Genomic DNA, 20,907 nt, shown 5'->3' on the forward strand with positions numbered 1-20,907 from the left:
ACTACGGGTTGTAAAAAACTGCGAGAAAGAAACTGCGAGGAACTGCTAGGGGAGGGACCGCGCCGGGACGGCGCGGCGCCACGACAGCTTTACGCTAGTCGTAGCGATAGCGGCCGCGCTAGGCGGCCGGAGGTAATTCGGAGGGTGTTCTGGAAGGAACGCATGACGTCAACTCTATGCGAAGTCGTCCGCGGCTGTCAATCGTCGGGGCATTCGACCGGCGGCGCGGCGTCCGCCGGCCGCGGTCCGCCGTCCGCCCGGCGGGCGTCGGCGCGTGTTAGCGGCCGTCCTCGTTTCGCGGCGATACCGCGGCGCGGTTCGAATACACCTGGAACTCGCAGACCGCCCGAAAGCCGAGCCGCCGATAGACGTTCAGGCCGTCCGGCGACGCCTGCAGCGCCGCCCGCGTCGCGCCGAGGCGCTCCTTCGCGTGCGCGAGCGCGCAGTGCATGATCGCCGACGCGAGGCCCTGCTTGCGCTTCCCGGCCGACGTGCTGACGTCGAATACGTGCGCCGTGTCCGCGTCGACGTACAGCGCGGTCGTGCTCACCGCGTGGCCGTCGAGTTCGCCGACGAACAGCTTGAGTGGCTCGGCGGCGTCGAGATCGAGCGCGGCGACGCGCGCGTAGAACGCGTCGACGAACGCGTCGGGCGGATCGAACAGCGCGCCGATCAGCGCGCCGAAGCGCGCGACGTCATGCTGCGCATTGATCTGCCGCACGCTGAAGCCGCGCGGATAGCCGACGGGCGGCAGCGCGTCCAGCTCGGCCAGCATGCCGACGCTCGTTTCGTCCGCGACGAAGCCGGATTCGCCGAGCGCGCGCGCGAATGCGGCGTCGGTGAGCTCGCTGCACGTCCACCAGGCGGCCGGCAGTCCGGCGTCGTTGAAGCGGGCCGCGATGCGCGCGATCGACGCCGCGTCCGGCGCGCCGCCCGACGTGCCGATCACGAGGTTGAACGTGTCGGTCGGCAGGCCGCTGTCGACGATCGCATAGCCCGGTTGTTCGTCCACGCGCATCGTCCCGCCGATCCGGCGGGGCAGGTACGCGTTCTTCTTGATCATGCCGTCCAGCAGGACGGCGATCTGCTGCATCGATTCTCTCGGTTGGTTTGGAATCATGGGATCTGGGTTCGAAGCAGAAGGATGTCGAGGCAGCCGGCGAGCGGGCGGCTCTCGGATAGCCCGCTCGGCGGCCGGCGGCGAGCGTCGTCTTCGCGTGCCGTGCGCGGTGTGCGCCGGGTTCGTTCGCCGCGGATGCGTCGGCCGACGAGGTCGGCCGACAGCGAAAAAGTATACGCGCATTGCGCGAGCGTCGGCGTTTACGGGCGTCGGGCGGCGAGCGCAATCGGGAGGCCGCGCGCGGCTGACGCCGCGGCGCATCGGCCGGGCAGGCGCGCCGCGCGGGCGCGGGGGCGTGCGGATGGCGCGCCGGATCGGCTGATCGGCCGATGGTGAATCGGCGGATCGGGAGACCGATTCCGTCGCCCTGCGTCGCGGCCGCGCATGCCGCGGCGCGTGCCGGGCGAGCGATGCGGGCGCTCGCCAGTGCGTTCGCCGGCATTCGGCGCCCGCGCATGAACGACGATCCGAGCGATGACCTCGCCCGCGCCGCAGCGCGCCTCAGCGACGCATCGCGGTCACGCGGCCAAGCGGTTACACGATCCGCGCGAGCCGCACGATCGTGTCGACCTGCATCGCGATCGCGTCCGGAATCGGAATCTCGCCGCGCATCACGGCATCGGTCCATGCGGCCGTCGTCGCGGCGTCGCGCGACGCGGGCAGCTCGACGGGCGGCGCGTCCGGCGACGAGCGCACTGGTTCGACGACCGTCTCGCAGCGCCCGTCGTGCAGCCAATCGACCTGAACCTGGCGGCGCGTGTCGGCGACGGCCTCGCCTTCGGTGCCGCGCGCGAGCAGCGCGCCGCCCGCCGCCGCCGCCGGATGGTCGCGAAACAGCTCGACGAGGCTGTCGCGGTACGGCGGATGCGTGTAGTTGACGAGCCGCAGCCCGGCGGGCTCGAACGGCTGCAGCAGCTTGACGATCGTGTGCGTCGAATTGCGTACGCCGAGCACGCGCCGCAGCGCGATCAGCCGCGCGAGCTTTGGCGCGAGCACGTCGATCGGCGCGAACGCGACGCGGCGCTCGGCGAGCGTGTCCTCGATCTCGTCGTGCGTTTCGCCGGGCGCAAGCGCGAGCTCGGTGAAAATCTCCGCGCTCGTCACGCGGCCCGGATCTTCCGCCACGCCGTGCACGAGCACCGGCACGCCTTCGCGCGCGAGCAGCAGCGCGAGGAGCGGCACGAGGTTCGGCTGCTTGCGCGCGCCGTTGTAGCTCGGGATCGACACGGTGCGGAACATCGAGTCCTGCACGTGCAGCGGCTCGAACGACGCGTTCGCGGCGGCGAGCATCGCCGCGAGTTCGGCGGCCGTCTCGCCCTTGAGCCGGTATGCGATCAGCACCGCGCCCAGCTCGACGTCGGACACGCGAGCGTCGAGCATCGCGCGGAAGAGCGCGAACGCGTCGTCGTACGGCAGCGCGCGCGCGCCGTTGGGTCCGCGCCCGATTTCCTTGATCAAGCGGGCGCATGAAAAGCGGTCGGGCTGCTGGGCGGCGTTGGCGTCGGATTCGGTCATCGAGGGGAAGGGGCCGCGGCCGTCGCGGTTTCGGCGATCAGGCGGCGCAGCTCGGGTATGCAGGAACCACACTGAGTACCGCATTTGAGCCGTTCTTGCAAGTTCGCGAGCCGCTCGCCGGGCGCCGCCGACGGTGCGTCGGCCGCCAGCACCGCGCCGATCTCCCGCTCGCTCACGCCGACGCAGTTGCAGATCGTGCGGCCGCGCGCGGGCGCCGTCTGCAGCGGCACGCGGCCGGCGAACAGCAGCAGGCGGCCGAGTGCGCCGACGCTCGCGCCGCTGTCGACGTACTCGCGCAGCACGGCCGCGCTGTCCTCGGTCGCGCCGGCCGCGCCGGCGACGGAGAACGCGACGAGCGCGCCGTCGACGATCCGCACGCGCCGGCCGGTGCCGCGCCGCGCGTCGCCGTAGCTCATCACGTCGGCCGCCTGCGCGGGCAGCTCGAAGAGCGCCTCGATCTCGCGCTGCAGCTCGGCGGGCGCGGGCTCGTACGCGGCGACGCGCCATGCGAGCCCCGCGTACGCGTCGGTGCCGAACGGCACGCAGCTCGCATACGGAAAGCGTGCGAAGAACGCGCGCGCGGCGCGCTGGCGCGCGAGCACGTCGCCGGCCGGCACGCGCGCGGCGATCAGCCAGCGCCACGGCAGATCGGCCTTCAGCAGCTTGATCGCCGCATGCTTGAGCTCCGGCTGCTGCGAGTACGGATCGCGCGCCGGCGTCGTCAGCGCGTTGATGCCCATCGCCGCGCGGTTGCCCGCGACGCCCGATACGTATTCGTCGCCCCAGTGCATCGGCGCGAACGCCTGGCCGGGCGCGACCGCGTCGTCGGCGCGCGCGGGCAGCAGCGCGCTGCCGCGCCGCGACGTCAGATGGACGAAATCGTGCGCGCCGAGCTCGAGCCGCGCGCAATCGCCGGGATCGAGCTCGACGCACGGCTGCGGCGCGTGAGCGAACAGTTTCGCGACCGTGCCCGTGCGGCTGCCGCCGTGCCATTGATCGCGCAGGCGGCCCGTCGTCAGCGCGAAGCGGTAGCGCGCGTCGACGGCCTCGGCGACCGGCTGATACGGCGTCGGCACGAAGCGCGCGCGGCCGTCGGCGGTCGGAAAGCGCCCGTCGGCGTACAGGCGCGCGAAGCCCTGCGCCGCGCCGGCCGGAAACGGCCATTGCTGCGGGCCGTCGCGCGCGAGGAGCGGCCACGACAGCCCGCCGATGTCGCAATCGCGGCCGACCGTCGTCGCGCGGTGCTCCTTCCATATCGCTTCGGCGTCCTCGTACGGAAAGAGCGTCGGGCGGCCGGGCGCGAGCCGCGCTTCGAGCCGGCGGCCGACGTCCGCCGCGATCCGCCAGTCGGCGCGCGCGTCGCCGTACGGCTGCGTCGCCGCGCGCACGCGCGAGATCCGCCGCTCGGAGTTCGTCACCGTGCCGTCCTTCTCGCCCCACGTCGCCGCGGGCAGCAGCACGTCCGCGTACGGCGCGGTGCCCGTGTGCGCGTACGCGTCCTGCAATACGACGAATTCGGCGCGCTCGAGCCCCGCGCGCGCGAGCGCCTGGTTCGGAATCGAATGCGCGGGGTTCGTGCAGACGATCCAGATCGCCTTCAGCGCGCCCGCGGCGAGCTGCTCGAACATCTCGACAGCGGTCAAGCCCGGCTGCGCCGGCAGGCCCGGCACGCCCCAGAGGCGCGCGATCTCCGCGCGCTCGGCCGGGTTCGCAAGATCGCGGTGCGCGGATGCGAGCGTGGCCATGCCGCCCACCTCGCGGCCGCCCATCGCGTTCGGTTGGCCCGTCAGCGAGAACGGCCCCGCGCCGGGCTTGCCGATCTGGCCCGTCGCGAGATGCAGGTTGATCAGCGCGACGTTCTTCGCCGTGCCGCTCGCCGATTGATTGAGTCCCTGGCAGTACAGCGACAGCGACGGCCCCGCGCCGAACCAGCGCGCGGCCTGCACGATGTCGTCCGCGCGCAGCCCGCACACCTGCGCGGCCGCGGCGGGCGTCGCGTCACGCACCGCGTCGCGCAGCGCGTCGAAGCCTTGCGTGTGCGCGTCGATGAACGCGGAATCGAGCGCGCCGTCCCAGATCAGCACGTGCAGCATCGCGTTGAACAGCATCGTGTCGGTGCCGGGCTGCAGCGCGAGATGCAGCGTCGCGTCGCTCGCCGAATCGGTGCGGCGCGGATCGGCGACGATCACCTTCATCCGCGGATTGCGCGCGCGCGCCGCCTCCAGCCGCCGGTACAGGATCGGATGCGCGTACGCGGGATTCGCGCCCGCGATCAGCACGGTGCCCGCGTGATCGAGATCCTCGTAGCTGCACGGCGGCGCGTCGGCGCCGAGCGTCTTCTTGTAGCCGACGACGGCCGAGCTCATGCAGAGCCGCGAGTTCGAATCGATGTTGTTCGTGCCGACGAGCCCCTTCGCGAGCTTGTTGAACACGTAGTAGTCCTCGGTCAGCAACTGGCCGGAGATGTAGAAGCCGACCGCGTCGGGCCCGTGCCGCTCGACGATGCGCGCGAGGCGCTGCGCGACGTGGTCGAGCGCGTCGTCCCACGACACGCGCGTGCGCGCCGCGTCGCGCGAGGCGCGCAGCTCCGGATGCGTCGCGCGCGTCTGCGCGTAGCGCTCGGGCGTGGCCGTCAGATGCAGCGTGCCGCCTTTCGAGCACAGGCGTCCGAAGTTCGCCGGATGATCGGAATCGCCGCGCACGCCGACGATCGCGTCGCGGCCGTTCGCGTCGCGCCGGGTTTCGATCACGACGCCGCAGCCGACGCCGCAATAGCAGCACGTCGAGCGCGTTTCGCGCACGGCGCCGGGCGTGGGTTGCGCGATGGGCTGCGCGAGCGTGTCGAGCGTCATGCGGCGGCGCCCGGCGATGCGAGCGGGGCCGGCTGCGGCGCGTCGTCGACGCCGAGCGTCGCGAGCTCGGTGCGCTCGAGCAGCACCGTGTCGCCTTCGCGCCTCACGCTGAAGACGCTCGTGCAGCCTTCGTCGGGCGGCAGCGCGCAGCCGCTCGAGAACGCGACATTCAAGCCGTGCAGCGGACACGTGACCTGCTCGCCGTGAACGATGCCCTGCGACAGCGGGCCGCCCTTGTGCGGGCAGCGATCGAGGAGCGCGAACACCGCGTCGCTCGCGGTGCGAAAGAGGGCGATCGGCGTGCCGGCCGCGCGCGTGAGAACGCGCGCGCCGAGCGGCGGGATGTCGTCCAGTCGGCAGACGGCGATCCATTCGGGTTGCGTGGCGGACATGATTCGGATTCCTGGGTGATTGACGGGGCGCGCGGGCGGCGCGATGCGCGACGCGTCACGCATCGCGCATCGGCATCACGCATCGGCGGGCGCGACGGCGATCGGGATGAACTGGCGCAGGTCGACCTTCGCGTCCTGCGTGTCGCGCCACGGGTCCGGCTCGTCCTTCAGCGCGAACTGCAGCCGTTCCCACAGCGCGCGGCGGTTCTCGGCGTCGTCGAGCACGCGCGCCTTCACGTGGTCGAGGCCGACGCGCTCGAGGTAGTGCACGGTGCGCTCGAGATACCAGCCTTCCTCGCGATACAGCTGCAGGAACGCGCCTGCATATTCGAGCACTTCCTCGTGCGTCTTCACCTTGCAGAAGAACTGCGCGACCTCGGTCTTGATGCCGCCGTTGCCGCCGACGTAAAGCTCCCAGCCCGAATCCACGCCGATCACGCCGACATCCTTGATCCCCGATTCCGCGCAGTTGCGCGGGCAGCCGGACACAGCGAGCTTCACCTTGTGCGGCGCGTACATCCGCCACAGCGCGCGCTCGAGCTGCTGGCCCATCAGCGTCGAATCCTGCGTGCCGAAGCGGCACCATTCGGAGCCGACGCAGGTCTTCACCGTGCGCAGCGCTTTCGCGTACGCATGGCCGCTCGGCATGCCGAGATCGCGCCACACGCCGGGCAGGTCCTCTTTCTTCACGCCGAGCAGGTCGATGCGCTGGCCGCCCGTCACCTTGACGGTGGGGATCGCGTATTTGTCGACGACGTCGGCGATGCGGCGCAGTTCGTCGGCGCTCGTCACGCCGCCCCACATCCGCGGCACGACCGAATACGTGCCGTCCTTCTGGATGTTCGCGTGCGCGCGCTCGTTGATGAAGCGCGACTGCGGATCGTCCTTCGCGTCGTGCGGCCACGTGCTGATGCAGTAGTAGTTGAGCGCCGGGCGGCAGCTCGCGCAGCCGTTCGGCGTGCGCCATTCGAGAAAGCGCATCGCGTCCGGCACCGACAGCAGCTTGTGCTCGCGAATCGCCATGCGCACCTCGGCATGCGTATGATCGGTGCAGCCGCATATGGGCTTCGCCTTCGGCGACGCCGAGTAGTCGCCGCCCACCGTCGACATCAGGATCTGCTCGACGAGGCCCGTGCACGAGCCGCACGATGCGGACGCCTTCGTGTGCTTGCGCACGTCGTCGAGCGTGAAGAGGCCTTTCTCCTTGATCGCCGCGACGATCGTGCCCTTGCACACGCCGTTGCAGCCGCACACCTCGGCGTCGTCGGCCATCGCCGTCGCGCGCGTCGCGCCGCTGTGGCCAGTGTCGCCCAGGCTCGTCTCGCCGAACATCAGCGTCTCGCGGATGTCGGCGATGTTGCGGCCCTCGCGCAGCAGCTTGAAGTACCACGCGCCGTCTGCCGTATCGCCGTACAGGCACGCGCCGACGATCTTGTCGTCCTTGATCACGAGCTTCTTGTAGACGCCCGCGATCGGATCGGACAGCGTGATGTCCTCGGTGTCGCCGCCGCCGAGGAAGTCGCCCGCGGAGAACAGGTCGATGCCCGTGACCTTGAGCTTCGTCGACGTCACCGAGCCCGCGTAGCGGCCGATGCCGAATTGCGCGAGATGGTTCGCCGCGACCTTCGCCTGCTCGAAGAGGGGCGCGACGAGGCCGTACGCGATGCCGCGATGGCTCACGCATTCGCCGACCGCGTAGATGCGCGGATCGTAGGTTTGCATCGTGTCGTTGACGACGATCCCGCGGTTGCAATAGAGGCCCGCGCTTTCGGCGAGCGCGGTGTTCGGGCGGATGCCGACCGCCATCACGACGAGGTCGGCCTTGCATGTGTCGCCGTCCTTGAAGCGCACCGCGCGCACGCGGCCGTTCTCGTCGCCGACGAGCGCCTGCGTTTCCTTCGGCATCAGAAAGGTCAGCCCGCGCGCCTCGAGCGACGCGCGCAACAGGCCGCCCGCCTTCGCGTCGAGCTGGCGCTCGAGCAGCGTCGGCGCGAGGTGCGCGACGGTCACGTCCATCCCGCGCAGCTTCAGGCCGTTCGCCGCCTCGAGGCCGAGCAGGCCGCCGCCGATCACGACCGCGTGCGTGTGCCGCGCGGCGGCGTCGATCATCGCCTGCGTGTCCGCGATGTCGCGATAGCCGAGCACGCCGTCGAGATCCGCGCCCGGAATCGGCAGCATGAACGGATTCGAGCCGGTTGCGAGCAGCAGCCGGTCGTACGCGGCCTCGGTGCCGTCGTCGGCGATCACGACGCGCTTCACGCGATCGATCTTCACGATCTTCTTGCCGACGTGGAGCGTGATGCCGTGCGATTCGTACCACGCATAATCGTTGAGCACGATCTGCTCGAGCGTCTGCTCGCCCGCGAGCACGGGGGATAGCAGGATCCGGTTGTAGTTCGGATGCGGTTCGGCGCCGAACACCGTCACGTCGTACAGATCCGGCGCGAGCTTGAGCAATTCTTCGAGCGTGCGCACTCCGGCCATGCCGTTGCCGACCATCACCAGCTTCATCTTCCGCATCGGGGATCTCCTGACTGGGCCGCTTGTCGTGTGGGGCCCGTGTTCGATGGGCGGAAAACAGCAATTGCCATGCCACTTTTTATTTGGCCGCTGTTTAAAAGGCCGGCGGGGGGCGGGCGAGAATCGCGCGCGTGCGCGTGGTGCGTGTGCGCACGGCAGGCGCGCCGTTTCGCACGCGAAGCGTGCATTGCAGCAATCGCGCACCAGCAAAGTGCCGCCGGATCGGCCGGGCGAACCGGCGGCGCGCGCGCCGCGTTACACTTTCGGCCGTTGCCGCGGCGTTCGGCGCGACGAAGCGCTCGGACGCCCGCCTGCCGGCTTCGGGGCGCGCGTCTGCCGTCGCGCCCGAACGCCGGCGAGAAGATCGACGATCGAGACAATGAGGGACACCGATGAAGCTATATAGCTATTTCCGCAGTTCGGCGGCATTTCGCGTGCGCATCGCGCTGCATCTGAAGAAGCTGCCGTTCGACTACGTGCCCGTGCATCTGCTGCGCGACGGCGGCCAGCAGTTGACGGACGACTACCGCGCGCTCAACCCCGATGCGCTCGTGCCGACGCTCATCGACGGCGATTCGCCGTTGCAGCAGTCGCTCGCGATCGTCGAATACCTCGATGAAGCGTATCCGGCCGTGCCGTTGTTGCCGAAGGCGCCCGTCGATCGCGCGTACGTGCGCGCGATCGCGCTGCAGATTGCCTGCGAGATCCATCCGCTCAACAACCTGCGCGTGCTGAAGTACCTGAAGCACACGCTGCAGGTCGACGACGACGCGAAGGACGCGTGGTACCGCCACTGGATCGAGGACGGCTTCAAGTCGCTCGAGGCGCGTCTGTCGAGCGATCCGCGCACGGGCAAGCTGTGCTTCGGCGATACGCCGACGCTCGCCGATCTGTGCATCGTGCCGCAGGTGTTCAACGCGAAGCGCTTCTCGATCGGCCTCGAGCGGTTTCCGACGATTCAGCGCATCCACGATCATGCGATGACGATCGACGCGTTCAAGGCGGCCGCGCCCGCCGCGCAGCCGGACGCCGAGTGAGCGCTGCGTCGGCCGCGCGCGGATGAAGAACGGGCGCCTTGCCGAGCCGCGCCGTCGACGGCCGGACATCGAGTCCGGCGTTTGACGCGCGGTTCGCGCAAGGCGCCCGTTTCGTTGCGGGACGGTAGCGCCCCGCCGGGAGAATCGGCCGCTCGGCTTATCCGAGCAGCGCGTCCGCGAATTCCTCCGCGCTGAACGGCTGCAGATCCTCGACCTTCTCGCCGACGCCGATGAAGTACACCGGAATCGGCCGCTGGCGCGCGATCGCGGCGAGGATGCCGCCCTTCGCGGTGCCGTCGAGCTTCGTGACGATGAGGCCCGTGAGGCCGAGCGCGTCGTCGAAGGCCTTCACCTGCGCGAGCGCGTTCTGGCCGGTGTTCGCGTCGATCACGAGCAGCACTTCGTGCGGCGCGCCGTCGTGCGCCTTGCCGATCACGCGCTTCACCTTCCGGAGCTCTTCCATCAGATGCAGCTGCGTCGGCAGGCGGCCCGCGGTGTCGGCCATCATCACGTCGATGTTGCGCGCGCGCGCGGCGCTGACCGCATCGAAAATCACCGCGGCCGGATCGCCGCTTTCCTGCTGGACGACGGTCACGTTGTTGCGCTCGCCCCAGATCGCGAGCTGCTCGCGCGCGGCCGCGCGGAACGTGTCGCCGGCGGCGAGCAGCACCGATTGATCGAAGCTCTGCAGATGCTTCGCGAGCTTGCCGATGCTCGTCGTCTTGCCCGCGCCGTTCACGCCCGCGATCATCATCACGAGCGGCTGCGCGCGGCCGAGCACGAGCGACTGCTCGAGCGGCGTCAGCAACTCGACGAGCAGGCCGCGCAGCGCGTCCTTCACCTGTTGCGGATCGGTGAGGCGGCCCGTGCGCACCTTCTCGCGCAGCGCGCCGAGCAGATGCTCGGTCGCGTCGACGCCGGCGTCGGACATCAGCAGCGCCGTCTCGAGCTCCTCGTAGAGCGCGTCGTCGATCTTCGTGTTCACGAACACGTTCGTGATGCTCGAGCTCGTCTTCGCGAGGCCGGACTTCAGCCGCGCGATCCACGATTTCTTCGCGGCCGGCTCGGGCGCGGGCGGCGGCACGATCTCGACCGTCTCGACGACGCCGTTGCGGCCGTTGGCGGCCGGCGTCACCGTCATCACGACGGACGGCGCGCGCGCCGCTTCGGCGGCGGACGGCTGCCCGGCCGGCGATTCCGGCGTCGCTGCTGCGGGGGAGACGGGCGGTGTCGCGCGAACGGGGGCCGGCGCGTCGGAACGGGGCCGTTCGGTAGCCGGCGCTTCGCTGTACTCGCCGCGCGAGACCGGCGCAGCGGGCGCGTCGACTCGCGCGGCCTTGGACGCGGCCTCGGGCGCGGCCGACTCGCCGGCCGCGTCCTGCGGCGCGTCGGGCGCTTGCTGCGGCTCGGCCGGTGCGGCGTCGGGCGCTTTCTTGAATCGTTTGAAGAAGCTGAACATGGTTTCGCTTGCGGAAGAGGCGGGAGACGGCGCGCGGCGCCGGATGCACCGGCCGCGCTCGGTGCCGGAGCCCGGCGGCGTGCGTGCGGCGGGCTCGCGCGCTGCAAACCCGGCATTTTATCAGGCGCTCGCGCTTCGCCGTGCGGCGGCGGCATGGCGGGCGCTTCGCTTGTGGTAACGTGCGCGTCATCGCGGTGCGTCGCGCCGTTTCAGCCGGTTCATTCCGTTACCAACGCTTCCGAATCGAATTCTCTCGTATGTCCCGTTCCTCTCCGGCGCGGCCGCAGGCGCAGCGAGCCCCAGTGGCCGGCCGCGGCAAGCCGCACACGATCCGCATCATCGGCGGCGACTGGAAGCGCACGCCGCTTCCGGTGCTCGACCTGGACGGCCTGCGCCCGACGCCCGACCGCGTGCGCGAGACGCTCTTCAACTGGCTTGGCCAGGATCTCGAAGGGCGGCGCTGCCTCGATCTGTTCGCCGGCAGCGGCGCGCTCGGCTTCGAGGCGGCGTCGCGCGGCGCGGCGAGCGTCGTGATGGTCGAGCGCCATCCGCGCGCCGCCCAGCAGTTGCGCGCGCTGAAGGACAAGCTCGCCGCGCGCGCGATCGAGATCGCGGAGGCCGATGCGCTGCGCATCGCGGCGGGCCTCGCGCCGCGCTCGTTCGACGTCGTGTTCGTCGATCCGCCGTTCGGCGACGCGGCCGCGTTCGCGCGCGCGCTGGAGCTCGCGCCGAATCTCGTCGCGCCGGGCGGCCATCTGTACGTCGAGGCGGGCGCGCCGCTCGATCCGTGCGGGCACGCGTCGCTTGCCGGCTGGCGGGTTGTGCGACACGGCAAGGCGGGCGCCGTCCACTATCATTTGCTGCAACGCGAAAATGATGAATAATGCGCGTTCCAAACGAGGCGCCGCGCAGTCGCGACGTGCGTCCATGTCGGCGGCCGCGCGCGATGCGCATGGCCGTGACCCCAATTGCTCGATGACAGGAGGAGCGACATGGTAGTCGCCGTGTACCCGGGTACGTTCGATCCGCTGACGCGAGGCCACGAGGATCTCGTGCGGCGAGCGTCGAGCATTTTTGATACGCTGGTCGTCGGCGTTGCAGACAGCCGTGCGAAGAAGCCGTTTTTCTCGCTCGAGGAACGTCTGAAGATTGCGAACGAGGTGCTGGGCCATTACCCGAACGTGAAGGTGATGGGCTTTACCGGCCTCTTGAAGGATTTCGTGCGTGCGAACGACGCGCGCGTGATCGTGCGCGGCCTGCGCGCGGTGTCGGATTTCGAGTACGAGTTCCAGATGGCGGGGATGAACCGCTACCTGCTGCCCGACGTCGAGACGATGTTCATGACGCCGTCGGACCAGTACCAGTTCATCTCGGGCACGATCGTGCGCGAGATCGCGCAGCTGGGCGGCGACGTCAGCAAGTTCGTGTTCCCGTCGGTCGAGAAATGGCTGACGGAGAAGGTGGCCGCGATGGCCCAGGGGCCGTCCGCGTGAGCGCTCGAGCGCGCGGCAGGCGGCCCGAAGCGGCCGGCCGCGCGCCGGCGGAAGTGAGACCAGTATGGCTTTGATGATTACCGACGAGTGCATCAATTGCGACGTGTGCGAGCCCGAGTGCCCGAACGGCGCGATTTCGATGGGCCCGGAAATCTACGTGATCGATCCGAACAAGTGCACCGAGTGCGTCGGCCATTTCGACGAGCCGCAGTGCCAGCAGGTGTGTCCGGTCGAGTGCATCCCGCAGGATCCGGGCCGTCCCGAGACGAAGGATCAGTTGATGGCGAAGTATCGCGCGCTGATCGCGGCGGAGAAGGACGGCGCGTGACGCGCCGCGCGGCGGCTCCGTCGTCGCCCTCCGCCCGCGCGCGGTGACGGCGGCCGATTCGCCGCCCGATTCGCCGCCCGCCGTATTTTCCTCACATCGCTTTGGCTCGCGCGTCGACCGCGCGAGCTGCCCGTTACGCGAGCAATTCGCGCAGCGCGGCGACGAGCGCGTCGCATTCTGCGTCGGTGCCGACCGTGATGCGCAAATGCTGGTCGATTCGCGGCAGCTTGAAGTGCCGCACGAAAATTTCCCGTAGCTTCAGTCGTGCGGCAAGCGTCGCCGCATCGTGGCGAGGATGGCGCGCGAACACGAAATTCGCGGCCGACGGCACGACGTCGAAGCCGAGCGCGGCGAGCGCGGCGACAAGCCGCTCGCGGCTCGCGATCACCTGCTTGCGTGTCGCTTCGAACCACGCGTCGTCCTCGTACGACGCCTGCGTCGCCACCTGCGCGAGACGGTCGAGCGGGTACGAGTTGAAGCTGTCCTTCACGCGTGTGAGCGCATCGATCAGCGCGGCGTCGCCGAACGCGAAGCCGACGCGCATGCCCGCGAGCGAGCGCGCCTTCGACGCGGTATGCACGACGAGCAGGTTCGGGTAGCGCGAGATCAGCGACACGGCCGACTCCGCGCCGAAGTCGACATACGCCTCGTCGATCACGACGACCGAGCTCGGATTCGCGGCGACGATCCGCTCGATGTCGGCAAGCGGCAGCGCACGGCCCGTCGGCGCGTTCGGATTCGGGAACAGCACGCAGCCGGCGTCGTCGAGATAGTCGTCGACGACGATCGAGAAATCGTCGGCGAGCGGCACCGTCTCGTATGCGACGCGATAGAGCCGTGCGTAGGTCGGGTAGAAGCTGTACGTGATGTCCGGGAAGCGCAGCGGCCTGTCGTGCTGCAGGAGCGCCTGGAACGCATGCGCGAGCACTTCGTCGGAGCCGTTGCCGGCGAACACCTGCTCGGGCGCGATTCCGTGATGGGCGGCGACCGTCTCGCGCAGCTTGCGCGCGACGGGGTCGGGATAGCGGCGCAGCGCCTCGCCCGTGGCGCCGAGCTCATGCCGAATCGCGTCGAGCGCGCGCGGCGACGGCGGATACGGGTTCTCGTTCGTGTTCAGCTTGACGGGATGCGCGAGCGCCGGCTGCTCGCCCGGCACGTACGGCTCGAGTTGATGGACGATGTCGCTCCAGTAACGGCTCACCACGTGGCTCCCGATGCGGTAAAACGATGAGCTTAACCGATGCGCGCGGCGGCGAGGGCGGGAAGGCGCGCGCTTACGCGCCGTTGCGATGCAGCTGCATCATCGCGCGCTCGGTCTCGCCCTTGACGACGGCGGGCATCACGGCGAGCGCGCGCTCGATCGCGGCGTCGATCACGTCCTGCTCTTCCTTGCGCGGCGGCTTCAGCACGAAGTTCGCGACGTCGGGCTTCGCGCCCGCGCGCGCGCTTTCCGGAATCATGTCGCGCGGATGGCCGATGCCGATCCGCAGCCGCCAGTACTGCTGCGAAGACAGATGCGCGGAGATGTCCTTCAGGCCGTTGTGGCCGCCGCTGCCGCCGCCGAGCTTCAGCTTGACCGCGCCGGGCGGCAGGTCGAGCTCGTCGTGCGCGACGAGGATTTCGTTCGGCAGGATCTTGAAGAAATGCGCGAGCGCGACGACCGATTGGCCGGAGCGGTTCATGTACGTCTGCGGCTCGAGCAGATGCACTTCCTCGCCGTAGAGGCGCGCTTTCGCATAGAAGCCGTGGAAGCGCCGCTCGTCGCGCAGCGTCGCGCCGGCTTCGCGCGCGAGCTGGTCGACGAGCCAGAAGCCTGCGTTGTGGCGCGTCGCCGTGTATTCCGCCCCGGGATTGCCGAGGCCGACGATCAGTTTGATCATGATGAACGCTTGCCCGTCAGGATTCGCCCTCGCGGGCGGCAAGAATGAAAAAACCCGCCGGGCAAGCCGCGGCGGGTCTCGTCGACCGTCGTGCGAAACGGTTCGAAGGGCGCTTAGGCAGCCGGCGTTTCGCCTTCGCCCGCGGCCGCTTCTTCCGACACGGCGCCAGCCGGGATCGTCGCCGAGGCGACCACCGGGTTTTCCGCGTCGACGTGCGGGGTCAGCGCGACGCCGTTCGGCAGCACGATGTCCTTCGCGTGCAGCGACTGGCCCGCTTCGATCTTCGACAGATCGACTTCGAGGAATTCCGGCAGATCGGCCGGCAGGCACTCGACTTCGATTTCCGTCACGACGTGCGACACGACCGCGCTCGACAGCTTCACGGCCGGGCTCGATTCCGCGTTCAGGAAGTGCAGCGGCACCTTCGTGTGCAGCTTCTTCTTCGGATCGATGCGCTGGAAGTCCACGTGCAGCACGAGTTGACGGAACGGGTGGTATTGCACGTCACGCAGCAGGACGCGTTGCGACTTGCCGGCCACTTCGAGATCGAGGATCGACGAGTGGAAGGCTTCCTTCTTCAGCGCGTGCCACAGAGCGTTGTGATCGAGCTCGATCATTTGCGGGGCGGCTTCACCACCGTACACGATGCCCGTGGTCTTACCGGCGTTGCGCAGGCGGCGGCTCGCACCCGTACCTTGCTGTTGGCGCTCGAAAGCGACGACTTTCATGTGATTCTCCATGTGCTGCCCGCGACCAGGCAGTAAAACGGGGCCCCGCGACAGCATGAGGCCCCCGATCGATGGCCGGGGGTTCGTCGGTCCCGGCCGATTGTGCAAAAAGCGAAGCTCGTCGCTTCGCTTTTTGCGCTAAACCGTTTGGCTGCGGATCGCTTTACGATTCCGCGAACAGCGACATCACCGAATCGCCGCGGCGGATGCGCGAGAACGTCTCGGCAAGGAGCCCCGCGCTCGACAGCGCGCGGATCTTCGCGCACGCGAGCGATTCGGCGGACAGCGGGATCGTGTCGGTGACGACGAGCTCGTCGAGCGCCGAAGCGGCGATCCGGTCGGCCGCGCCGCCCGACAGAACCGGGTGCGTCGCGTATGCGAACACCTGCTTCGCGCCGCGCTCCTTCAGCACTTGCGCGGCCTTGCAGAGCGTGCCCGCCGTATCGACCATGTCGTCCATGATCACGCAGGTGCGGCCTTCGACTTCACCGATGATGTTCATCACTTCGGCGACGTTCGCCTTCGGGCGGCGCTTGTCGATGATCGCGAGATCGCAATTGAGCTGCTTCGCGAGCGCGCGGGCGCGCACGACGCCGCCGACGTCCGGCGACACGACGAGCAGATCCGGGTAGCTCTGCTTGCGCAGGTCGCCCAACAGGATCGGCGTCGCGTAGATGTTGTCGACGGGGATGTCGAAGAAGCCTTGAATCTGGTCGGCGTGCAGATCCATCGTGATGATCCGCTCGACGCCGGCGATTTCCAGCATGTTCGCGATGACCTTCGCGGAGATCGCGACGCGTGCCGAACGCGGACGGCGATCCTGACGCGCGTAGCCGAAGTAGGGGATGGCGGCGGTGATCCGGCCTGCGGATGCGCGCTTGAGCGCATCGACCATGATCATCAGTTCCATCAGGTTGTCGTTCGTCGGCGCACACGTCGATTGCAGGACGAAGACGTCCTTGCCGCGCACGTTTTCCTGGATTTCGACCTGGATTTCGCCGTCGGAGAAACGGCTGACCATCGCTTTGCCGAGGGGAATACCAAGAATTTTGACGACTTCCTGAGCAAGCGCGGGATTGGCGTTGCCAGTAAAAACCATCAGGCCGTCATGGCTGCTCATCGTGCACCTGCTTCGGGCTTAGGCGGGAAATGCGGGAAAGAAATTTTGGCAGGGGAGGAAGGACTCGAACCCTCGCATGCCGGAATCAAAATCCGGTGCCTTGACCAACTTGGCGACTCCCCTACACTTAACTTTGAGCTCCACCGGAAGTGTAGGCCATCCGATGGCGCAAAACTTTATGACGCGAAAGCGAAGAGTGGATGCTCACCCAAGCTCTCGGCAACTGCGCTGTCCCAGCCGGCCGGCAGTTGGGCTTGCGCCGCTCCTGCCTCCGCCTTGCTCTTGAACGCTGCAAACACGCTAGCTCCGGAGCCGGTCATCCGCGCGGGGGTCAGATTATAAAACCATCCGACCACCTTTGCAACTTCCGCGTACTTGCTTGTCACAACCGGCTGCATGTCATTCCGACCGAAACTGTCAGGCCATCCCGTGTTGCAGTCTTGCTGTGCAAGAAAGTCCGTAATTGTGATGGGTTTCGAATCTCTTGTCAACGATTTTTCGGAAAAAATCGCTGCGGTCGGAACGTGAACCCGCGGTGTCACAACCAGAAACCAGCGAGTCGGCAATTCTACAGCTTGCAGCGCTTCTCCGATACCCTCTGCGAACGCATTTTTTCCGAAGACGAAGAACGGCACGTCGGCGCCGAGCTTCACCGCGAGCGATTGCAGCGTGGCGCGCGGCAAGTCGAGCTTCCAGAGGCGGTTGAGCGCGAGCAACGTCGTCGCCGCATCCGAGCTGCCTCCGCCGAGGCCCGCGCCCATCGGCAGTCGCTTGTCGATCTCGATGTCGACGCCCGCCGCCGTGCCCGTGTGCGCTTTCAGCAGCGACGCCGCGCGCACGATGAGGTCGGTTTCCTCGGGTACGCCCGGCACGTCGGTCTTGCGCGACACCTTGCCGTCGTCGCGCAGCGTGAAGTGCAGCCGGTCGCCCCAGTCGAGCAGCTGGAACACGCTTTGCAGCTCGTGATAGCCGTCCGGACGACGGCCCGTGATGTGCAGGAACAGGTTCAGTTTCGCCGGGGCGAGGCAGTCGCGCAGCGAGCGGGTCGTATCGGTCATGCTGAGGAAATTTGATCGGGCGCAGGCGCGTGCTCAGCGGTCGAGCACAAGCTTGATGTCGAGGGGCGGCGTCTGCCGCACCAGGTTGACGCGTTTCACGGCGGCGGCGGGCGCATCGGCGTACGCGACGTAATCGATGGTCCAGCCGTCCTGGCGGATCTCCTTGATTCGCGCGCCGTCCTGCGGATCGCGCACCGTCGTCGCGGGCGTCGCGGGCGACGGCGTCGGCAGCAGCCAGTAGCGCAGGCCGTCGAGGGGCAGTGCGAAGCCAAGCGAGCGCTGCATCAGCTCGCCGACGTCGGGCGCGAATTGCGGTTGACGGTTCGGCAGTTCGAGCGACGCGCCGTCCGGCGCCGACTTCACGATCGCGAGCGTCTGGCCGAGCGGGCTGCGCAGCTCGAGCGACACGTTCGTGCCTTGCTCCTGCCAATCGAAATTGCCGTAGACGTTGCGCGGATTGCCGAGCTGATCGTGGTACTGGACCGCGAAGCGGCCTGTGTACGCGCGATTCTGCTCGGTCTGCAGCGCGCTCGGCGCGGCGATGGGCGCGCGCTGCGGCTGCGTCGCGCAGCCGGCGAGCGCGACGGCGGCTGCGGCTGCGGCTGCGAAGGCGACGCGGCGCGCGGTGCGCGCATGCGGCCAGGCAAAGCGCGGCATCGTCATCACAGTCCGTTCACCTGAAAGCGCTTGAGCGTCTGCACGAGCGTGTCGTTATCGGGCTCGAGCTTCTGCGCGGCGCGCCATGCGGCGCGCGCTTCGTCGCGCGAGCCGCTTTTCCACAGCACTTCGCCGAGATGCGCGCCGATTTCCGCGTTCGGCTGCAGGTCGTAAGCGCGTTTGAGGATCGTCGCCGCGCCCGCCGTGTCGCCGAGGCGGTACTTGACCCAGCCGAGGCTGTCCATGATGAACGCGTCGTTCGGTGCGAGCGAGTTCGCCTTCTCGATCAGCTTGCTTGCTTCCTGCAGGCGCAGGTTGCGATCGGCGAGCGAATAGCCGAGCGCGTTGTAGGCCTGCGGATTGTCCGGCTGCGCGCGCATCAGCAGGCGCAACTGCTGCTCCATCGTCGTGTATTGGCCGATCTTCTCGCACGCCATCGCGTAGTCGTAGCGCAGGTCGGGATCGTCCGGGAAATCCTCGACCGCCTGCGCGAGCCGGTCCGCGGCCTCCTTGTAGCGCCTCGACGCGAAGAGGATCGAAGCGTCGGTGCGCGCGATCACCGCGGCGTCGTGCGGATCGGACACCTGCAGGTTCGCGAGCAGCTTGCGCGCTTCGTCGGTCTTGCCCTGCTTTTGCAGCAGCTGCGCGCGCGTGACCTGCGCGGGCACGTATTGCTGGCTCGATTCGTCGACCTTGTCGAGCCATTGCGCGGCGAGCGCCTCGTTGTTCTGGTCGAGCGCGATCTGCGCGAGATACACGTACGCCTGGCCGACGTCCGCCCCCGGCTTCTTCTGCGCGACCTTCACGTATTGCTTGAGGTACGTGGTCGCGTCGTCGAGGTGCTTCTGCTGGATCTTGATGAGCGCGATCGCCATCAGCGGCGTCGGGTCGCTCGAATCGTTGCGGCGCATCGCGTCGAACTGCTTCTGCGCGTCGTCGAGGCGATCGTCGGCGAGATACAGTTGCGCGAGCGCGAGGCGGCCGTCGCGCGACTTCGGATTCTGCTGGACGAACTTCTCGAACGACGCAATCCCGGCCGCGCGCTCGCCCGGACCCATCTGCGACAGCATCAGCGCCGCCGGCAGATAATCGGGCTTGATGCGCAGCGCTTCCTTCAGCGATTGCGTCGCGCCGTCCTTGTCGTCGGTCGCGAGTTGCTGGCGCGCGATCGCGAGCCGCGCCTCCGGCCGGTTCATGTCGTTCTTCAGCAGATCCTGGAGCACCGTCAGGCCGCCGACGCGGTTCGGCCCGCGCGCGAGCAGCGCCTGCAGCGCGATGATCGCCTGGCCGCGATTGTCGCCCGTCGCGCGCGCGAGCTCCTGCGCGAGCATCGGCTGCGCCTCGGCCGGCTTGCCGCCGAGCACGAGGAGCGCGGCGTCGACCTGCGCGGCGCGCTGCGAGTCCGGCGAATATTCGCGCCACAGATTCGCGGCCGTCAGCGCGTCCGCCGGGCTCTGCGCGGCGAGCGCAATCTCGGTTGCCCGCTGGGCCATCCGCGGGTCGCGCGTGTCGCGCGCGAGCGCGAGATAGGTCTGGTACGCGGGCGCCGGAAGATTGCGTTGCAGCGCGACCTCGGCCGCGAGCACCTGGTAGACGATCTGGCTCGTCAGCGCGACGTTCGGCAGATCCTTCTGCTCTTCCGGCAGCATCGACGCGAACGCGGTCTGAGGGGCGTCGTCGCCTGCGTCGTTTTGCGCGTGAGCGGGAAACGCGGCGAGCGCCCACGCCGCGACGAGCGCGGCGCCGATCGCGCGGCGCACCGGAACGGCGCGCGGGCCGCGCGCGGCGGCAAGGCGCTTCTGGGACAGCTTCGAGGGCAAGGTCATGGAAATCCGTTCAATGTTTCAGCCGATTGTAACGCGCTCGCTACAATACGCGCACCATCGCCATTAGCCAGATAGAGACCCGTAAACCATGCCAGAGTTGCCGGAAGTCGAGGTTACGCGCCGAGGCATCGAGCCGTTCGTCGCCGGGCGGCGCGTCGAGCGCGTCGACGTGCGCACCGCCATGCTGCGCTGGCCCGTGCCCGCGGATTTCGCCGAGATGCTCAGGTCGCGCGAGGTGCTGGGCGTCGAGCGGCGCGGCAAGTACCTGCTGTTCGAAGTCGACGCCGGATGGTTCATCGTCCATCTCGGCATGACGGGCACGCTGCGCGTGCTGCCGAACGACGCGCCGCCGCCCGCGCCGGCCAAGCACGATCACGTCGACTGGGTTTTCGACGAATTCGTGCTGCGCTTTCGCGATCCGCGCCGCTTCGGCGCGGTGCTCTGGCATCCGCGCGACGCGGGCGACGTGCGTGCGCATCCGCTTCTCGCGAGCCTGGGCGTCGAGCCGTTCTCGGCCGCGTTCTCGGGCGCGCTCCTCTTCAAGCGCACGCGCGGGCGCACGGTGTCCGTCAAGCAGGCGCTGCTCGCGGGCGACATCGTCGTCGGCGTCGGCAACATCTATGCGTCCGAGAGCCTCTTTCGCGCGGGCATCCGGCCGACCACGGCGGCGGGGCGGGTATCGCTGCCGCGCTACGAGCGGCTCGCCGACGCGGTGCGCGCGACGCTCGCCGACGCGATCGAGCGCGGCGGCAGCACGCTGCGCGACTTCGTCGGCAGCAACGGCGAGAGCGGCTATTTCCAGCTCGACTGCTTCGTTTACGATCGCGCGGGCGAGCCGTGCCGCGTTTGCGGCGCGCCGATCCGCCAGATCGTTCAGGGTCAGCGATCCACCTATTACTGTCCAAACTGTCAGCGTTAAGAA

18 protein-coding genes and 1 tRNA gene are annotated in these 20,907 nt (G+C 68.8%); 5 read left to right on the plus strand and 14 right to left on the minus strand.

The window, feature by feature from the left end; genetic code table 11:
• Positions 1-277: 277 nt before the first annotated feature.
• The 5 genes from BTH_RS14530 to nirB all read right to left on the minus strand — a co-directional run bounded on the left by BTH_RS14530 (position 278) and on the right by nirB (position 8,399).
• Positions 278-1,093 (minus strand): GNAT family N-acetyltransferase, encoded by an 816-nt coding sequence (locus BTH_RS14530; RefSeq protein WP_009893103.1) that lies wholly within the window; start codon positions 1,091-1,093, stop codon positions 278-280.
• Between the two features lie 561 nt (positions 1,094-1,654).
• Complete coding sequence (gene ybiB / locus BTH_RS14535; RefSeq protein ID WP_009893101.1) at positions 1,655-2,635, minus strand: DNA-binding protein YbiB; 981 nt, start codon at positions 2,633-2,635, stop codon at positions 1,655-1,657.
• On the minus strand, positions 2,632-5,487 hold the full coding sequence (locus BTH_RS14540; RefSeq protein WP_009893100.1) for a nitrate reductase: 2,856 nt from the start codon (positions 5,485-5,487) through the stop codon (positions 2,632-2,634). Before BTH_RS14540 ends, ybiB begins: the two co-directional genes overlap by 4 nt.
• Positions 5,484-5,879, minus strand: coding sequence for a nitrite reductase small subunit NirD (gene nirD, locus BTH_RS14545; protein WP_009893098.1), 396 nt, complete (start codon positions 5,877-5,879; stop codon positions 5,484-5,486). Before nirD ends, BTH_RS14540 begins: the two co-directional genes overlap by 4 nt.
• A gap of 75 nt (positions 5,880-5,954) precedes the next feature.
• Positions 5,955-8,399, minus strand: coding sequence for a nitrite reductase large subunit NirB (gene nirB, locus BTH_RS14550; protein WP_009893095.1), 2,445 nt, complete (start codon positions 8,397-8,399; stop codon positions 5,955-5,957).
• Between the two features lie 392 nt (positions 8,400-8,791).
• Here nirB and maiA point away from each other — a divergent pair, with 392 nt between their 5' ends.
• The gene (gene maiA / locus BTH_RS14555; RefSeq protein WP_009893084.1) at positions 8,792-9,436 is read left to right on the plus strand and encodes a maleylacetoacetate isomerase; all 645 of its coding nucleotides are present in this window, start codon (positions 8,792-8,794) and stop codon (positions 9,434-9,436) included.
• A gap of 157 nt (positions 9,437-9,593) precedes the next feature.
• Here maiA and ftsY read toward each other — a convergent pair whose 3' ends face one another.
• Positions 9,594-10,895 carry a signal recognition particle-docking protein FtsY gene (ftsY, locus tag BTH_RS14560; protein ID WP_009893082.1) on the minus strand — a complete coding sequence of 434 codons (1,302 nt, stop codon included), beginning with the start codon at positions 10,893-10,895 and terminating at the stop codon, positions 9,594-9,596.
• Positions 10,896-11,152: 257 nt separating this feature from the next.
• Between ftsY and rsmD the strand changes: the two genes are divergently transcribed.
• From rsmD to BTH_RS14580, 3 genes are all read left to right on the plus strand, one after another.
• Positions 11,153-11,779 (plus strand): 16S rRNA (guanine(966)-N(2))-methyltransferase RsmD, encoded by a 627-nt coding sequence (gene rsmD / locus BTH_RS14570; RefSeq protein ID WP_019255510.1) that lies wholly within the window; start codon positions 11,153-11,155, stop codon positions 11,777-11,779.
• Positions 11,780-11,887: 108 nt separating this feature from the next.
• Entirely contained in the window at positions 11,888-12,388 is a 501-nt protein-coding gene (gene coaD, locus BTH_RS14575; protein ID WP_004195249.1) for a pantetheine-phosphate adenylyltransferase, read from the plus strand.
• Positions 12,389-12,452: 64 nt separating this feature from the next.
• Positions 12,453-12,716, plus strand: a complete 264-nt coding sequence (locus BTH_RS14580) for a YfhL family 4Fe-4S dicluster ferredoxin (protein WP_009893077.1) — start codon at positions 12,453-12,455, stop codon at positions 12,714-12,716.
• A gap of 133 nt (positions 12,717-12,849) precedes the next feature.
• Here the strand turns inward: BTH_RS14580 and hisC are convergent, their stop codons facing one another.
• From hisC to BTH_RS14620, 8 genes are all read right to left on the minus strand, one after another.
• The gene (gene hisC / locus BTH_RS14585) at positions 12,850-13,917 is read right to left on the minus strand and encodes a histidinol-phosphate transaminase (protein WP_011401783.1); all 1,068 of its coding nucleotides are present in this window, start codon (positions 13,915-13,917) and stop codon (positions 12,850-12,852) included.
• A gap of 73 nt (positions 13,918-13,990) precedes the next feature.
• A complete protein-coding gene (gene pth, locus BTH_RS14590; protein WP_009893073.1) occupies positions 13,991-14,596 on the minus strand; it encodes an aminoacyl-tRNA hydrolase in 606 nt (201 codons plus the stop codon).
• Between the two features lie 113 nt (positions 14,597-14,709).
• Positions 14,710-15,324 (minus strand): 50S ribosomal protein L25/general stress protein Ctc, encoded by a 615-nt coding sequence (locus tag BTH_RS14595; protein WP_025369612.1) that lies wholly within the window; start codon positions 15,322-15,324, stop codon positions 14,710-14,712.
• A 163-nt stretch (positions 15,325-15,487) separates the two neighbouring features.
• Positions 15,488-16,444, minus strand: coding sequence for a ribose-phosphate pyrophosphokinase (locus tag BTH_RS14600; protein WP_009893070.1), 957 nt, complete (start codon positions 16,442-16,444; stop codon positions 15,488-15,490).
• A 46-nt stretch (positions 16,445-16,490) separates the two neighbouring features.
• Positions 16,491-16,567: transfer RNA gene (locus BTH_RS14605), tRNA-Gln, on the minus strand.
• Between the two features lie 53 nt (positions 16,568-16,620).
• Complete coding sequence (gene ispE / locus BTH_RS14610; protein WP_009908438.1) at positions 16,621-17,502, minus strand: 4-(cytidine 5'-diphospho)-2-C-methyl-D-erythritol kinase; 882 nt, start codon at positions 17,500-17,502, stop codon at positions 16,621-16,623.
• Between the two features lie 33 nt (positions 17,503-17,535).
• Complete coding sequence (gene lolB, locus BTH_RS14615) at positions 17,536-18,168, minus strand: lipoprotein insertase outer membrane protein LolB (RefSeq protein WP_025369611.1); 633 nt, start codon at positions 18,166-18,168, stop codon at positions 17,536-17,538.
• Complete coding sequence (locus BTH_RS14620; protein WP_011401785.1) at positions 18,165-19,985, minus strand: tetratricopeptide repeat protein; 1,821 nt, start codon at positions 19,983-19,985, stop codon at positions 18,165-18,167. The genes lolB and BTH_RS14620 overlap by 4 nt, the downstream gene beginning before the upstream one ends.
• Positions 19,986-20,073: 88 nt before the next feature.
• Between BTH_RS14620 and mutM the strand changes: the two genes are divergently transcribed.
• Entirely contained in the window at positions 20,074-20,904 is an 831-nt protein-coding gene (mutM, locus tag BTH_RS14625; RefSeq protein ID WP_009893062.1) for a bifunctional DNA-formamidopyrimidine glycosylase/DNA-(apurinic or apyrimidinic site) lyase, read from the plus strand.
• Positions 20,905-20,907: the final 3 nt, after the last annotated feature.

It is taken from the genome of Burkholderia thailandensis E264 (genome assembly GCF_000012365.1).
Classification (GTDB): Bacteria; Pseudomonadota; Gammaproteobacteria; order Burkholderiales; family Burkholderiaceae; genus Burkholderia; species Burkholderia thailandensis.